Origin of the sequence: Christiangramia sp. (assembly GCF_029937855.1) — a bacterium.
In the GTDB taxonomy this organism is placed as follows: Bacteria; Bacteroidota; Bacteroidia; order Flavobacteriales; family Flavobacteriaceae; genus Christiangramia.
Map to the genome: position 1 here is coordinate 14969 of NZ_JAPYPC010000006.1, position 16024 is coordinate 30992.

The 16024-nt window shown below is 37.0% G+C and carries 17 protein-coding genes, 1 other RNA gene and 1 pseudogene; 11 read left to right on the forward strand and 8 right to left on the reverse strand.

Annotated features, from left to right (window positions below):
* Window positions 1-68: 68 nt before the first annotated feature.
* From Q1K34_RS04875 to rny, 4 genes are all read left to right on the forward strand, one after another.
* Complete coding sequence (locus tag Q1K34_RS04875; protein ID WP_300435279.1) at window positions 69-359, forward strand: hypothetical protein; 291 nt, start codon at window positions 69-71, stop codon at window positions 357-359.
* 9 nt (window positions 360-368) lie between these two features.
* Window positions 369-662, forward strand: coding sequence for a cell division protein ZapA (locus Q1K34_RS04880; RefSeq protein WP_300435282.1), 294 nt, complete (start codon window positions 369-371; stop codon window positions 660-662).
* A gap of 51 nt (window positions 663-713) precedes the next feature.
* A non-coding RNA gene (gene ssrS / locus Q1K34_RS04885) (6S RNA) lies at window positions 714-831 on the forward strand.
* A 53-nt stretch (window positions 832-884) separates the two neighbouring features.
* Window positions 885-2447, forward strand: coding sequence for a ribonuclease Y (gene rny / locus Q1K34_RS04890; protein ID WP_300435285.1), 1563 nt, complete (start codon window positions 885-887; stop codon window positions 2445-2447).
* 187 nt (window positions 2448-2634) lie between these two features.
* Here rny and Q1K34_RS04895 read toward each other — a convergent pair whose 3' ends face one another.
* Window positions 2635-3582 (reverse strand): aldo/keto reductase, encoded by a 948-nt coding sequence (locus tag Q1K34_RS04895; protein WP_300435287.1) that lies wholly within the window; start codon window positions 3580-3582, stop codon window positions 2635-2637.
* A gap of 77 nt (window positions 3583-3659) precedes the next feature.
* The gene (gene xerD / locus Q1K34_RS04900) at window positions 3660-4556 is read right to left on the reverse strand and encodes a site-specific tyrosine recombinase XerD (protein WP_300435289.1); all 897 of its coding nucleotides are present in this window, start codon (window positions 4554-4556) and stop codon (window positions 3660-3662) included.
* Between the two features lie 105 nt (window positions 4557-4661).
* Here xerD and Q1K34_RS04905 point away from each other — a divergent pair, with 105 nt between their 5' ends.
* From Q1K34_RS04905 to Q1K34_RS04915, 3 genes and pseudogenes are all read left to right on the forward strand, one after another.
* On the forward strand, window positions 4662-5096 hold the full coding sequence (locus Q1K34_RS04905; protein ID WP_300435291.1) for a porin family protein: 435 nt from the start codon (window positions 4662-4664) through the stop codon (window positions 5094-5096).
* 40 nt (window positions 5097-5136) lie between these two features.
* Window positions 5137-5256 (forward strand): annotated as a pseudogene (locus Q1K34_RS04910) (PorT family protein); the annotation flags it as partial.
* Between the two features lie 668 nt (window positions 5257-5924).
* On the forward strand, window positions 5925-6920 hold the full coding sequence (locus Q1K34_RS04915; RefSeq protein ID WP_300435294.1) for an AraC family transcriptional regulator: 996 nt from the start codon (window positions 5925-5927) through the stop codon (window positions 6918-6920).
* A gap of 87 nt (window positions 6921-7007) precedes the next feature.
* On the opposite strand, the gene Q1K34_RS04920 is transcribed toward Q1K34_RS04915, so the two are convergent.
* Window positions 7008-7232, reverse strand: coding sequence for a helix-turn-helix transcriptional regulator (locus tag Q1K34_RS04920; protein ID WP_300435297.1), 225 nt, complete (start codon window positions 7230-7232; stop codon window positions 7008-7010).
* 369 nt (window positions 7233-7601) lie between these two features.
* On the opposite strand from Q1K34_RS04920, the gene aroQ reads away from it, so the two are divergent.
* Both aroQ and Q1K34_RS04930 read left to right on the forward strand, forming a co-directional pair.
* A complete protein-coding gene (gene aroQ, locus Q1K34_RS04925; RefSeq protein ID WP_300435299.1) occupies window positions 7602-8021 on the forward strand; it encodes a type II 3-dehydroquinate dehydratase in 420 nt (139 codons plus the stop codon).
* A gap of 1 nt (window position 8022) precedes the next feature.
* Window positions 8023-8751 carry a diphthine--ammonia ligase gene (locus tag Q1K34_RS04930; RefSeq protein WP_300435301.1) on the forward strand — a complete coding sequence of 243 codons (729 nt, stop codon included), beginning with the start codon at window positions 8023-8025 and terminating at the stop codon, window positions 8749-8751.
* A gap of 731 nt (window positions 8752-9482) precedes the next feature.
* Here the strand turns inward: Q1K34_RS04930 and lpdA are convergent.
* The 5 genes from lpdA to Q1K34_RS04955 form a co-directional block, all read right to left on the reverse strand.
* Complete coding sequence (gene lpdA, locus Q1K34_RS04935) at window positions 9483-10874, reverse strand: dihydrolipoyl dehydrogenase (protein WP_300435304.1); 1392 nt, start codon at window positions 10872-10874, stop codon at window positions 9483-9485.
* A 138-nt stretch (window positions 10875-11012) separates the two neighbouring features.
* Window positions 11013-11543: a hypothetical protein gene (locus Q1K34_RS04940; protein ID WP_300435307.1), complete on the reverse strand. Its 531-nt coding sequence runs from the start codon at window positions 11541-11543 to the stop codon at window positions 11013-11015.
* 16 nt (window positions 11544-11559) lie between these two features.
* Window positions 11560-11952 (reverse strand): peptide-methionine (R)-S-oxide reductase MsrB, encoded by a 393-nt coding sequence (msrB, locus tag Q1K34_RS04945; RefSeq protein ID WP_300435309.1) that lies wholly within the window; start codon window positions 11950-11952, stop codon window positions 11560-11562.
* A 2-nt stretch (window positions 11953-11954) separates the two neighbouring features.
* Window positions 11955-12446 carry a peptide-methionine (R)-S-oxide reductase MsrB gene (gene msrB / locus Q1K34_RS04950; RefSeq protein ID WP_300435311.1) on the reverse strand — a complete coding sequence of 164 codons (492 nt, stop codon included), beginning with the start codon at window positions 12444-12446 and terminating at the stop codon, window positions 11955-11957.
* A 19-nt stretch (window positions 12447-12465) separates the two neighbouring features.
* Window positions 12466-13344 (reverse strand): alpha/beta hydrolase, encoded by an 879-nt coding sequence (locus tag Q1K34_RS04955; protein WP_300435313.1) that lies wholly within the window; start codon window positions 13342-13344, stop codon window positions 12466-12468.
* 190 nt (window positions 13345-13534) lie between these two features.
* Between Q1K34_RS04955 and Q1K34_RS04960 the strand changes: the two genes are divergently transcribed.
* Both Q1K34_RS04960 and Q1K34_RS04965 read left to right on the forward strand, forming a co-directional pair.
* Window positions 13535-14356 carry a M48 family metallopeptidase gene (locus tag Q1K34_RS04960; protein ID WP_300435316.1) on the forward strand — a complete coding sequence of 274 codons (822 nt, stop codon included), beginning with the start codon at window positions 13535-13537 and terminating at the stop codon, window positions 14354-14356.
* Between the two features lie 61 nt (window positions 14357-14417).
* Window positions 14418-15743 carry an MFS transporter gene (locus tag Q1K34_RS04965; RefSeq protein WP_300435319.1) on the forward strand — a complete coding sequence of 442 codons (1326 nt, stop codon included), beginning with the start codon at window positions 14418-14420 and terminating at the stop codon, window positions 15741-15743.
* Window positions 15744-16024: the final 281 nt, after the last annotated feature.

The window sequence follows — 16024 nt, forward strand, 5'->3', positions numbered from 1 at the left end:
TGAAAAAGAATTGGGATATTTAAAAGCGTATGTTAACTTTGTAGGGGTTCACATCGGTTTTAGCGCTTATGAGTGAAATTACAGAAATAGTTGATAACCTTGAGAATAGAATCAGCAAACTGCTTCATAAATATGATATTATGAGACAGGCTAACGAATCTCTTCAGGAAGAATTGACCTCTGTAAAAGCTGAATATGAAAAACTGGAGGGAGATTTACAATCTTCACAGGAGCAGGTTCAGACTTTAAAAGCTGCGAATGCGATGCTTGGCAGTACCGACCATAAAAGAGAAACGAAGCTCAAGATAAATAGTTTGATCAGGGAGATAGATCAATGTATAGTTCAGTTATCTGAATAATTTAACGTCATGGAAGATAAACTGAAAATTAAAATATCGATTGCAGACCGCGTTTATCCGTTAACCATTCAGCCCAGCCAGGAAGAAGGTTTACGTAAAGCAGCGAAAAAGATCGAAGCGATGATCAAACAGTTTGAGCAAAACTATGCGGTGAGGGATAAACAGGATGTTCTGGCAATGTGCGCATTGCAGTTCGCTGCCCAAACCGAACAAAAGAATATTGATAAATCGAGCGAAATGATTGAAGCAGAAGAGAAGTTAAAGTCCCTTAACGATCTGCTGCAGCAACATTTAGCCTCTTAAGTTCTTTAAATAAAATAAAGGTTACTGCCTGTATTAGTGCTTTTTTGATAAACTCAACACGAATTCTTTAAAAAGGATGAGTCTAAGTTGTAAAAGCGTGCCGTGTCCCTTTTTGGGAGAGCGGATTCTTGATCAACTTGTTAGTCCTAAACTTGATTTTAAGGAGTTTAATGCAAAACACAACTAATACAGGCTTTTTTTATATATACTAAATAGAAACGAATGGAAATTTTAACTATAATCATAGCTGCAGTGGTAGGTCTGGCCCTGGGTTTTGCAATCGCAAAGATGCTGGAAAAAAAACAGGCTTCCAATACTATCGCTACCGCTAAAAAAGAAGCGAACAGTATTGTAAAAGAGGCCAAAGCTGAAGGTGAGAGCATTAAAAAAGATAAAATCCTTCAGGCAAAAGAGAAATTTATCGAATTGAAGTCTGAGCATGAAAAAGTGATCCTTTCCAGGGATAAAAAGATCAATGATGCCGAGAAGAGAATTAAAGATAAAGAATCTCATGTATCCAATGAATTGGGTAAGAATAAAAAGCTAAATAAGGACCTGGAAGAAAAAGTAGCAGACTATAACCACAGACTGGAATTTATTGAAAAGAAACAGGAAGAAATAGACAAGCTGCATAACAGTAAAGTACAGCAACTTGAAGTTATTTCTGGCCTTTCTGCGGAAGATGCCAAGGCGCAGCTTATAGAATCTCTTAAAGATGCCGCTAAGACCGATGCCATGTCCCTAATCCAGGATACGGTAGAGGAGGCCAAGCTTACAGCGCAACAGGAAGCAAGAAAGATCATTATCAATACTATTCAGAGAATTGGAACCGAAGAAGCGATTGAAAATTGTGTTTCGGTATTTAACCTTGAAAGTGATGATGTAAAAGGAAGAATAATTGGTCGTGAAGGTAGAAATATTCGTGCCCTTGAAGCTGCTACCGGTGTAGAGATCATCGTAGATGATACGCCGGAAGCAATTATTTTAAGCTGTTTCGACTCGGTGAGAAGAGAAGTAGCGCGATTATCCCTTCATAAATTAGTGACAGATGGAAGAATTCACCCGGCACGTATTGAAGAGGTAGTTAAAAAGACCAGAAAGCAGATAGAAGAAGAAATTATAGATATAGGTAAAAGAACCGTAATAGACCTTGGAATTCACGGTTTACAGCCGGAATTAATCAAAATGGTGGGTAGAATGAAATATCGTTCTTCTTATGGGCAGAACCTTTTACAACACTCCAGGGAAGTTGCCAAACTTTGCGGCGTAATGGCTGCTGAGTTAGGATTGAATCCTAAGCTGGCTAAAAGAGCAGGTCTACTACACGATATAGGTAAGGTGCCAGAAACTGAAACTGAGGTGCCTCACGCGATCCTCGGGATGCAATGGGCTGAAAAGCATGGAGAGAAACCAGAAGTTTGCAATGCCATTGGTGCTCACCACGATGAAATTGAAATGAATTCATTGCTATCGCCTATTGTCCAGGTTTGTGATGCAATTAGTGGAGCGAGACCAGGGGCAAGAAGACAGGTATTGGATTCGTATATTCAAAGGTTAAAAGATCTGGAAGAAATCGCTTTTGGCTTTGGTGGTGTGAAAAAAGCTTATGCCATCCAGGCAGGTAGGGAATTACGAGTAATTGTAGAAAGTGAAAAAGTTTCTGATGAAAAAGCTTCCAATCTTTCTTTCGAGATTTCCCAGAAAATCCAGACAGATATGACTTATCCCGGGCAGGTGAAGATCACGGTAATTCGTGAAACCAGAGCGGTAAATGTTGCAAAATAGAAATTTTACTATATAGATATTAAAAAGCCCGTTCAGTTTGAACGGGCTTTTTTGATTGCTAAAACTAACTGTGATTTGTGAGTCGGATAGGGTATCTTCTGATAGTAAATGTAGAAGCAAAAACCTCCCAGGTTTTCAAAACCTGGGAGGTTTATTACTACTCTGCTAAGCAAAGTCAAAAAATCTATTAATCGTCAAAAATATTCCTATAAGAATTTCCTTCCAGTTCAAAGAATTTACCATTTACATATCTAAAATGATAATCCAGCTCTGCAATTTCCTCCATATCTTCTTTATCAAGCTGATATCCGGCACTCATTAGATTATCTTTTATACGTCCTTCATTTGTAGACTTCGGAATTACTCCTGTCCCACGTTGTTCACTCCACTTTATCAGTATCTGACCAGGAGAGGCACCATGTTTTTTAGCAATTTTGTTTATTACAGAATTTTCCAGCAGGGAAGGTTCGTCTTCAGCTTTCATTTCATCAGGTCTGTCACCACTTCCTAATGGAGAATAGCCGGTTACATTGATCGCGTTTTTACTGCAAAACTCTAAAAGCTTGTTTTGCTGTAAATAGGGATGAAGTTCCACCTGGTTCATTTCCGGGGTATGATCTGTATCCTGCATGAGTGATTCCAGTTTAGGTATGCTAAAATTGGAAACTCCTATATGCTTTACCAGACCTTGTTTTTTAGCTTCGATCATTGCATTCCAGGTTTCAAATAAAGGGACCTCTTCCAGAGAAAGAAAATCTTCTGCATTATCAGGACCTTTTACATCAGGTTTAAAGGCAACAGGCCAGTGAATTAAATAGAGATCCAGGTAATCCAGCTGTAGATCTTTCAGGGTCTGCTTCAATGCCGGAATCACATCTTCCTTTTTATGAGCATTATTCCATAGCTTGGAGGTAATCCAAACATCCTCACGTTTTACTTTATCATTTTCAAAAACTTCTTTAAAAGCTTCTCCAACTTCAGCTTCATTACCATAGGTTGCTGCACAATCTATATGTTTATAGCCATTATTGAGGGCAATCTTAACTGCTTCGGTAACTTTTCCTTTTTCAGATTTCCAGGTTCCAAGACCTATGGCATCCATGGTATCGCCATTTTCAAATTTTAATTTTTTCATTTCTTACTTTTTTAGGAAGTTAAGGATAATGCCGCGTGGAAGAAAAAATAGGAAATGCTTTAGCAGAATTTTAATACCTATTTCCGGGGATGAAATTCATCCATTACCTGCCTTAGATGCGACCTGTCTACATGAACATAAACTTCGGTAGTAGTAATACTTTCGTGCCCCAGCATCTGCTGAATGGCTCTAAGATCGGCTCCATTCTCAAGCAAATGGGTAGCAAAAGAATGCCTGAAGGTATGCGGACTCACTTTCTTTTTTATTCCTGCCGCTTCAGTAAGATTTCTAACGATGGTAAAAATCATCGCCCTGGTAAGCCGGTTGCCTCTTCGGTTTAAAAAGAGTGTATCTGTGGCTTCAGGTTTTATATCCTGTTGACTCCTAACCTGGTCCTTATAAATACTGATAAATTTCACGGTGTATTCTGAAATAGGCACAAATCGTTGTTTATCGCCCTTACCGGTAACTTTGATGAATCCCTCGTTGAAAAAAAGATCAGAGATCTTGAGGTCAAGTAATTCTGAAACCCTTAATCCGCAGCCATACAGGGTTTCGATGATCGCTCTATTTCGCTCTCCTTCATTTTTACTCAAATCTATAGCGGCAATAATTTTATCTACTTCACCTATAGAAATGGTATCGGGTAATTTTCGGCCAATTTTTGGGGACTCTAAAAGATCTAACGGATTATCTTTTCTATAATCTTCAAATACTAGGAAGCCGAAAAAACTTCTTAAACCTGAAATAAGGCGCGACTGAGATCGGGCATTAAGACTTTTTGAGGCATTATAAACAAATTCCTGAATGCTTTTGTTTGAAATTTTCAACGGACTCACCTCAATTTCATTAACGTCCAGGTAATTTATTAATTTAATGACATCCATACTGTAATTTTCGATGGAGTTTACCGAAAGCCCGCGTTCAAGCCTTAAATAGTGCCGATAATCCTGTAGCGCATGTTGCCATTTCATATGTTAAAGATAATAATTATGCCACTCAGTCTTAGTAATAATTTAGGTTTGGCTAACTTTTTTTTAACAAGTTGTGCTTTACTTTTGGATCAAATAAAAACAAATATGATGAAAAACACATTTTTAATAGTAGCAATTGCGATTTTTGGATTTGGTGCATCTTCTAATGCACAGGAATACTGGAACTTCGGAATAAAAGGAGGAGCGAATTTTACTAATATGACTTCAGATGGTTTTGAAGACAATAACAGTAGAACTGGATTCCATCTTGGTGTTCTTGCTGAAATTCCAGTAAGCGAGCGTTTTTCTATTCAGCCAGAGGTGTTGTATTCTACGCAGGGAACAGAAGAGGAAGGATCAAATTTTACCAATGAATATAAACTGGATTATATTCAATTACCAGTTATCGCCAAATTTTATGTGATTGACGGATTAGCTTTGGAAGCAGGTCCAACCTTTAACTTTCTGGTAAATGAAGAATATGATTTTGAAAGTGGCCTTTTAGATATAATCAGACTCCGAGTTTGCCAGCACATTTGAATTTGGGGGAGCTGTTGGTGCTTCTTATAAATTCAATAATGGATTTTTTCTTAACGGAAGATATGTGGTAGGCTTTACCGATGCATTCGATAGCGATAATTTTGACGATGACGCTATCAAGAACAACGGATTCCAGCTTGGGTTAGGATTCCAATTTTAGAGATAGTAAACACCTATGAAAATAAAAAAGCGGGGAGAAATCTTCGCTTTTTTTATACCCTAGAGTTAGAAATTTATATTGCCATGCTAATTGATTTTTATACTGTTCCGGGTAAGGAAAGACAAAAATCGGCCCTCGCCTTTACTAAATTTTAATATTTTATGATGGGATACTGTATTGAAATGATCTTGCTTTAACATCTATCGTACTTTATTATTTTGATAGTAACTTTAGATCTTTACAGGAATTAATAAAAATTTTTAGGTTCATTTTGCTGATCAAAATCAACTAAATTTTCTGCTCACTCAAAATATATCTTTTTTCAGTGGTGTCCGATAAAAATCTTTTAAGAACGAATCTGAATCCAGTATTTTCACTAGATCAAAGCTTTCATACTCTCTAAACTCTGCTTTTACAAACTTTTGAATTTTGGTATTTTTTGAAAATCACAATTTTAAACTCACTTTGTTTATCAGGTAGTTATGATCAAGTCTGACATCTAATATCTAACAGCGAAACGGCCTAGTTTCTTAACCGAACATGAGTGATCTTTTTTAAAAAAATTATCTTCTGCTTTAGAAAGATAATCCCAGAAAAATGGAGTTAGAATAAGCAATTGCGTAAATTGTAGCTTATACCTACCCATGAATATTATTGAAATAAGGTCAATGTCTGTTAGCAATGTCATTTCTGATATGGCAAAAGCTTTGAATACCGAGTTTAAAGAAAATTGTGAAGAATATACGCTTCACCTTCCTGCTGAGGTGGGATCTGGTTATGTAACGGGTATAGATAGCGAAAGCGGCATGACTGTCCTATTGTACGACTGTACATTTAAAGAAGATATTCAGATATATTTTAATATTGAGGAGGTACATCCTTTGAAGTTTATTTATATACTAGAGGGAGACCTGGAGCACTTTTTTGAAAACAAGCCGGAAGAGGTCCACAATATAGAAGCTTACCAATCGGCCATTATCGCCAGTAAAGTAAAAAATGGTCATGTCCTTACTTTTAAGGCCGGTAACCGTATTAGAATACATAGCCTGGAAATTAATCGTAAAACATTTATGGGGAAAATGGAGTGCGATTTTAAAAAAATGAAAGGCAGCCTTAAATCTCTTTTTGAAGACACAGAGGCACAGAATCATTTTTATTTCATAGATCATTTTAGTTTAGAACTAGCAGATCTTTTTAAGAAGATGTATGAATTTAAGGAAATAGATTATCTGCGAAAAATATATCTTGAGGGTATGGCATACCAGATCCTAATAAAAGAGATCCTACTTTACCGGGATCATCAGGAAGATGAAGATAACCGCAAACTTTTACGAGCTTCTGAAGTGGAACAGATAAAAAAGGCGGTGAATTATATCGAAGAGAACATTACTGAAACTCCAGGAGTAGAAGAAGTAGCTATCGAGGTGGGACTGAATATGAATAAGCTACAATATGGTTTTAAGATGCTTTATGACACCACGGTGAACAAATTCGTGCATAAAACAAGGTTGGATATAGCAAGAAAACTTCTTATCCATACTGATTATAATGTTTCCGAAGTCGCCAATAGAGTAGGCTTATTTAATAAAAGCTATTTCTCAAAAGTTTTTAAGGAATCTTATCATATTACCCCTTCAGAATTTAAACAGAAGAATAAAAGCTGATCTAAACGATAAATAGGAGATATAGAATAAATAAGAAATAAGGTTTTAGTTTAGCAGCAAATTTTTTCAGCGAAAATAAGGGAAGCCTTAATCCTGCTGCCTTTCGGACCCCAGAATAAGAAAATCTGTAGTTCTACGATAAATTTCACTAAGCCTGGCAATGTGGTCTAAAACCAGGTAATTCTTTCCAGTTTCCAGAAGGGAGTATGCTGGCTGACTTATATAAAGCCGATCTGCTATATACTGCTGTGAATATTTTGATTGACATCTTAATGCCTTAATTCTTTCTGCAATTTTAATTTTATCGATCATGCTGCTACTTTTAGAAGTTCTACATAATAACTGTCTGGAAAAACAGCTGAAGCCTTATTTTAAATAAAAAGGGGGATTATCTAAAACAATCTATGAGAATTCCCTTTTTACTACTACCACAATGCCGTAAAAACCTAATACTTTACAAACTATCAAGCGATAAAAAGCTTTCTTGTGAAGAGAGATTATTGATAAAAGACAAATGAATGCAGGAACCTGTCAAAGTTTATATTACAAAGTAGAAGAAAATTCTTTTTAGCCCATGATCTTAAAGCATGGAAAAGCCTTAAGTGTAGGATTTAAAGCTGAATTTTGATTTTTATCCCTTATTATTTCTCCCCTAATTCTGCATTTTCCTATTTTTACAATATGAAGTTACTAATTCTTAACGGCCCCAACCTTAATCTTCTAGGTACACGTGAGCCAGAAAAATACGGAAACAGAAGTTTTGAAGATTACTTTTCAGATTTGCAATTCAAGTTTCGTAATGTGGAGTTATCCTATGACCAAACCAACATTGAAGGTGAATTGATAGATAAAATTCAGAATGCACGCCAGGATTTTGATGGAATCGTGCTTAATGCCGCGGCTTATACCCATACCTCAGTTGGAATCGGGGACGCCGTAGCGGCTATTGATATTCCTGTGGTTGAAGTTCATATTTCCAATACTTTTTCGAGAGAAGAATTTCGTCATAAATCTTTTATTTCTCCAGTTGCAAAAGGTATCATCGTTGGGTTCGGCTTACAAAGCTATGATCTGGCCATACAAAGTTTTTTAAAAGATTAGTATGAAAAAGGCATATCTCAACTGGAGTAGCGGGAAAGATGCAGCACTAGCTCTTTATCATGTGCAAAATAAAAAGGAATATAAAGTAGAAAAATTACTGACTACGGTTAATAGAGATATAGACCGAATTACGATGCACGGTGTTAGAAAAGAATTGCTGATTAGACAAGCAGAAAAACTCGGACTTCCTTTGATGACTTCAGAACTTGGTGCTGAAACCAGTATGGAAGATTATAATGCAGAAATGGAGAAAGCCACCAATGCATTAAAAAATGAAGGTTTTACCCACAGCATATTTGGTGATATTTTTTTGGAGGATTTGAAGAAATACAGGGAAGAACAATTGAATTCTGTTGGTCTGGAAGCTGTTTTTCCTTTATGGAAAAGGAATACTCAGGAGCTTATCCGGGAATTTATAGAATTTGGGTTTAAAGCAATTATTGTTTGTACTAATTCCAAGTACCTGGACGATTCTTTCTGCGGAAGGCTTATCGATAAAGATTTTGTAAAAGATTTACCTGAAAATGTGGATCCTTGTGGAGAAAATGGTGAATTTCATACGTTTGTATTTGATGGACCTATTTTTAATTCTCCAGTTAATTTTGAAATAGGAGAGAAGGTAAAAAGATCTTATAAGCCGGCTAAAGAAGAAAAAGATAACTGCTTTCAGGATGATAAAAATTCCTGGGATACCGAATTTTGTTTTTGTGATCTAATTCCGAAATTATAGAATTTATTTCGAGTTGTCTTCTCGAAGGAACACGGCGATTGAGAAATATCATTGCAGTTCAATATAATTTTAAACTCAATTCAAAAAAGATTTCTCCCTACGGTCGAAATGACAAAAATAAAAAATCTCGATTTTGAAATCCTGATACAAGTTACCATTAACATATTTCTGAAATTAGTAATCATAAAGTTAAAAACTTAATTCTTAGAGCCTCCATTTCCCCGGCTTATCGAAAAACTAGGATGATGGAATTCTTACCGAACTATTTGTCATTTCGAAGGAGGGAAGTGACTGAGAAATCTCATAGTTGTCATGCTTTGATTTTACCTGATACAAATGCTCGCGTTTAAAAGAGATTTCTCGCTTTGGTCGAAATGACAAAAAATAAAAATCCCGCACTCAGAAGAATGCGGGTTTTTTTATCAATGGAAAAAATGAACAAGTATCTTAATAAAATATGTCAATTTCCCACGCAAGAAAATTTTTAATCATGGGTCTCAGGAAAACGAAGCACTTATCGAAAATATTTGTCATTTCGAAGGAGGGAAGTGACTGAGAAATCTCATAGTTGTCATACTTTGATTTTACCTGATACAAATGCTCGTGCTAATGAGATTTCTCGCTTTGGTCGAAATGACAAAAAATAAAAATCCCGCACTCAGAAGAATGCGGGATTTTTTAATTTTGTCTAAAGTCTAAAGTCTAAAGTCTAAAGTCTAAAGTCTAAAGTCTTATAGGTGTATCACTTCATCATAAGCAGCTGCTACTGCTTCCATTACGGCTTCACTCATCGTTGGATGTGGGTGAACAGCTTTTAAAACTTCGTGTCCTGTAGTTTCCAGTTTTCTACCTAAAACGGCTTCAGCAATCATATCGGTCACGCCGGCTCCAATCATATGGCAACCTAACCATTCACCGTATTTAGCATCGAAGATCACTTTTACAAATCCGTCAGATTTCCCGGCCGCTTTAGCTTTACCAGAAGCGGAGAACGGGAATTTTCCAACTTTTAGCTCATACCCGGCTTCTTTTGCCTGCTTTTCAGTCATTCCTACGGAAGCAATTTCCGGAGTAGCATAAGTACAACCAGGAATGTTTCCGTAATCCAATGGCTGAACATCCATTCCTTTGATCTTTTCAACACAAAGAATCCCTTCCGCAGAAGCTACGTGAGCTAAAGCAGGACCATGAACTACATCTCCAATAGCATACACTCCGGAAACATTGGTCTGGTAAAAATCATTTACTACGATCTTATCTTTATCGGTCTTGATTCCAAGATCTTCAAGTCCGATATTTTCAATATTTGTTTTAATACCTACAGCAGAAAGTACTACATCTGCCTCAAGTTTTTCTTCGCCTTTCTTGGTTTTTACCTTTGCTATTACCTTACCATCTTTCTTCTCTACACTTTCTACTGAAGAATTGGTCATTACCTTAATACCCGCCTTTTTGATGCTTCTTTCAAATTGTTTTGAAACTTCTTCATCTTCCAGTGGCACTACATTTGGAAGAAATTCTACCACGGTTACTTCAGTTCCCATAGCGTTATAGAAATGAGCGAACTCAACTCCAATAGCTCCCGAACCAACCACGATCATTTTCTTCGGTTGTTTTTCCAGCGTCATTGCCTCACGGTAACCAATTACAGTCTTTCCATCCTGCTTAAGATTTGGTAATTCTCGAGATCGTGCACCTGTGGCAATAATGATGTTATCTGCCTGGTATTCAGTTTTCTTATCTTTCTTATCGGTAACTTCTACTTTTTTACCAGACTTCAATTTTCCAAAACCTTCAAGAACATCAATTTTATTCTTTTTCATAAGGAATTGAACTCCTTTGCTCATTCCATCGGCCACATCTCGACTTCTTTTAACTACAGCCCCAAAGTCTTTATCAGCTTTTTCAAGCTTTAGACCATAGTCTTCAGCATGTTTCAGGTAATCAAAGACCTCAGCACTTTTTAAAAGGGCTTTTGTTGGAATACATCCCCAGTTAAGGCAAACTCCTCCAAGGCTTTCTTTTTCTACAATAGCGGTCTTAAAACCTAATTGAGAAGCACGGATCGCGGTTACATAACCTCCCGGGCCACTACCTAAAACAATAATATCATATTTACTCATATTCGGAATATTTTGAATCTGGTTATAGAGTTTGCGAATTTAAGGAATAAAACCCTAAACTGAAAGCCATACCTTTGCGATAAGGGCATAAAAAAAGCCCGTAGTTTATACAGGCTTTCATAAGATTAAATCTTTTAATTATTTATAAGCTTTTGTTGTGAAATTAGATTCTTTAATATCTATAGTTTTTTTCAGGTTCTGGAAACTGCTAATATCAAGGTTGGCTTCAGCAGCATAATCTACAGGCAGTATCACCACCTTAAAAACCTGATCCTGGGCATAGCGATCACCAAGGGTAGCAAGATCTATATTACCTTGCAAAAAGATATTTACATCAAAATCTGTATGATTATAAGTGTATTGGAATTGACCATCATCAAAATATATAGTTTGTGGAATCAAACTCCAAATATCGTTGCCATCGTCATCTACATCTTCCAGCCAGTATACAAGAACACTGTCGCTGGGAAGCACTTCTATATTCGCAGGTATTTCAGCAAAAATCGAATAATCCGGAGCATTAAAATCTACATCGGTTACTTCAAAGGCCTGTCCCACGATATTAACTCCATCTTCTCCGGGAGGACCTTGTGGCCCCTGATCACCGTCAGAAGAACAGGAAACAAAAAACAAGTTTGTTAGTACTATAAGGGATAATATTTTTTTCATGATAATTTAGATTAAGTTATTTATTAAATTCTATACTGGCCGAATTTACACAATAGCGTTGGCCGGTTTCTGTAGGACCATCATCAAAAACATGGCCAAGATGGCTGCCACAGTTAGAACAAAGGATTTCTGTACGAATCATTCCAAAGGTTTTATCCTGTACGTACTCAACTTTTCCTTCTATAGCATCGTCAAAACTGGGCCAACCACAACCACTTTCAAATTTGGAATCACTTTCAAAAAGCTTTTCCCCACACGCAGCACATTTATATTCACCTTCGTCAAAATGCAAATTATATTTCCCGGAGTGTGGAGCTTCAGTTCCTTTTTCTCGAAGTATTCTGTATTGTTCAGAAGAAAGTTGCTTTTTCCAATCCTCTTCGGTCTTTTCTACATTATATTTTTTCATACTTATTTTTCTTTAGGAACAAAATCCATCGCCACTCCATTTATACAATGTCTTTTCCCGGTAGTTTCCTGAGGCCCATCGTTAAATACATGGCCTAAATGTCCTCCACATCTGGCACAATGCACTTCGTCTCGTTGATAGCCTAATTTGGTGTCACTACCGTAGGCCACGCCACCTTCAATGGCCCTGTCAAAACTAGGCCATCCGGTACCGCTCATAAATTTATGTTCGGTTTCATATAGTTCATTTCCACAAGCAGCACAAACAAAGGTGCCTGGTTTTTTTATATCGTTCAGTGGACTAGAAAAGGGACGTTCGGTTCCGGCTTTTCTTAGAATTTCAAATTCTTGTGAAGTGAGTTCTTCTTTCCATTCTTCCTCCGTTTTATTTACTTCATAATTTTCCGCAGTTTCTTTATCAGAATTTTTCTGAGCATTTCCATTACAGCTAATTAAAAAAACCGAGAGCATGGTAAGTATTAAAATTTTTTTCATAGTAATATTTTCAATAAAATTACAAATATTGTGCCGCTATAAAAGTTGTTATTTTGTTAATTACTTCAGCATCTCCTAAAATTCGTCGATGCCCCAGATCTTCAGTAATAATTAATTGGCTGTTTGCCAGAGCTTCATGTATTTCATAAGCAGAATTCACTTTAACGTCCACATCCTTGTTGTCATGGATAACGAGTGTAGGAACTTTTACATTCTTTGCAGATACTGCACCAGATAAGCTATCCATGTCCTCATTGAACTTTTCGTCCAGATACTTTTTCATTTTTGCCGCCACTTTATTGTTCATTTTCATATTTTCAGCAAAATGACGGGTAATCTCGGTAATATTATTCGCCGTACCAATAATCACCAGTTTTTTGGTTTGTAAACCGTCACTTATTGCTTTTAGTGCAGACATGCCACCAAGGCTATGCCCAACAATTGCCTCAAAAGGACCATATTGGTCATGAAGAAAATGAACGGCCTTGATGAAAAATGGCATCATACTCATTTTGCCTTCGGCCTTTCCATGTCCCGGAGCATCAAAACTAATGATCATATATCCCTGGGATTTTAATGCTTCCGCTATTTTTGCCAGTTGTGTGCCTCTTCCGCTCCAGCCGTGCACCAGCAAGATTTTTTTCTCAGCGTGCCCGTACTCATAAGTCACAATCTCGCGATTCATAGCTGGCACGATTACTTTTTTCTGAATAGAAGCAGTATCCATGGCTTTTTCCCTTTCTGGTAAGGTATATCTAAAAGGAGTAAGAAAAAGTTTAGCTGCAAATCTACTGGCTAAAAAAGGGGATATAGAAGTTAGAAATTTTGAGATCATCAATATATAAGACGGTACTAGAAGTCGTTGAACCGGGATGTTATCCTTAATTTTTTTTGTCATATTTAAGAAATTCCTAAACTATTATAATTTTTATAACATTTCTATTGAATGCTCTTTAAAGGCTTGTGAGAACTGCAAATATCAATAATGGTATTGTTTTTGAAACTCTATATACTGTTAAATCATACTTAAACCATCAGCAGCTATACTTCCTGCTTTTGTACTTTTAGGTATCTAAAAACCAAAAATCATGAAGTTTAAAAATACCTTTTTATGGTTAAGTGCACTGTTATTAATAATATCGTGTAAAACCAATCCTTTTACAGGAGAAAAGAACCTAAATTTTGTATCTAACGATCAATTGTTCCCTGCCTCCTTCGAACAATACAATCAGTTTCTTAATGAAGCTGAAGTAGTTCGTGGAACTGAAGATGCGAGAATGGTAAAGAAACTGGGAGAAGATATTGTTGTTGCAGCGGAGCGTTATCTGAATGCAAATGGTTACCAGGGATTTATGAGTGATTTTGAATGGGAGTTTAATTTGGTGCAAAATGATCAGGCCAATGCTTTTGCCATGCCCGGAGGAAAAGTAGTTGTGTACACGGGTATTCTTGATGAAGCTAAAAATACCAATGGTCTTGCAACAATTATGGCTCATGAGATCGCCCACGCTCTGGCAGATCACGGCGCACAGCGAATGAGTGCTGCTCAACTCCAGCAATTAGGAGCTGTTGCGGGATCTGTAGCAGTGAGCGGAAGAAGTCAACAAACTCAACAAATTTTTGCCCAGGCTTATGGATTAGGAACGCAAGTTGGAGTAATGTTGCCATTTAGCAGGAGCCATGAGGCGGAAGCAGATAGAATTGGACTTACCATGATGGCCATTGCAGGCTACGATCCTCGTGAAGCCCCCGAATTATGGAAGAGAATGCAGGCCAACAGCAGCGGACAGGCTCCGCCGGAATTTTTGAGTACACACCCACACCCTCAAACAAGAATAAATAATTTAACCGAGTGGGTACCAGAAGCCATAGCTGAGGCTCGAAAATATGGAACTACCAGTTTTAAGTAAGATAAGCTAAAAATAAAATTGAAAAGTCACCGATTTCGGTGGCTTTTCCTATTTTTAGAGTATGAAGCAACTACCAAAAGGAAGTAAAAAGCTTATTCATGCCTGGGCTTTTTACGATTGGGCGAACTCTGTTTATAGCCTGGTAATATCATCTGCAATTTTCCCCATTTTTTATGGAACACTTACTATAGTAAAGGATGCACAGGGAAATAAAATTAACGATACAGTAAGCTTCCTGGGTGTTGAATATAATAACGATACCCTAATTAGCTATGTAACGGCAGCTGCTTTTTTAGTAGTGAGTATCCTAAGTCCTTTTCTTTCTGGTATTGCAGATTATATTGGAAATAAGAAAAATTTTTTAAAATTCTTTTGTTATCTGGGAGCAGTATCCTGTATCGGGTTATTCTGGTTTAGTCTGGACTTTTTGTGGTTCGGACTTCTCTGCTATTTTCTCGCCCTCATTGGTTTCTGGTCAAGTCTTGTTTTCTATAATTCATACTTACCCGATATTGCTTTTCCTGAACAACAGGATAAAGCCAGTGCAAAGGGTTTCTCCCTGGGTTATGTAGGAAGTGTGATCTTATTGATTTTGTGCCTTCTAATGATCTTAAAATATGACTGGTTTGGATTTGAAGATGAAGGTTTGCCCACAAGACTTTCCTTCGTTTTAACCGGAGTTTGGTGGATCGGCTTTAGCCAGTATACTTATTATTACCTGCCAAAAGGAAATAAGAAAGCCAGGTTTACCCATGATGTTTTATTCAATGGATTTAGAGAGCTGAAAGGAATATGGAAATCCCTTAAGCATAATAAATCATTGAAACGCTACCTAATTGCCTTCTTTGTTTATAGCATGGCCGTACAAACAATAATGCTCGTGGCGACTTATTTTGGAATTGAAGAGTTGGAGTGGGGAGACCAGGATCCAACCACCGGACTTATAGTAAGTATTTTGCTTATTCAACTGGTGGCCGTGGCCGGGGCAATCTTAACTTCCAGGCTGGCGATCAAATATGGCGATGTGAAAATCCTGATTTTTATTAATTTAATCTGGATTGCGATTTGTGGATATGCATATTTTATTACCACTCCTATTCAGTTTTATTTTGCGGCGGCTTCCGTAGGGCTGGTTATGGGAGGGATACAATCCCTTTCCCGTTCCACGTATTCCAAAATGCTTCCTGAAAATGCGCTGGATACGGCAAGTTATTTCAGCTTTTATGATGTTTCTGAGAAAATTGGAATTGTAATAGGAATGTCTTTATATGGCTATGTAGCCCAGGAAACGGGAAGCGTAAGGAATGCGATCTTATTCTTAGCGGTTTTCTTTATTGCCGGAGTGATCCTTTTGATGAGAGTGCCGAAAAAAACTATTATGGAATAATAAACATATCTGAAATGTAATTAAAATCATGTATGTCCAGCTAAAGAGATTAGACCGCTTCGCTTTTAGATATTGGAAGTTAGACCTGGACTTAACTAACTGATAAAGAAAGTAAGTTCAAAATTATTCTTTCAAAGAATGGCACTATTCGAAAATTTGTAGAAGCAGGGTATAGATAATAATAAAAGGCTTTGAGCTATTAAAAATACTGGGTTCAGGTTCATTCTTTAAAATTTTTATTGAACACCACTGAATTAAATGTCAAACTGAGCGGAGTCGAA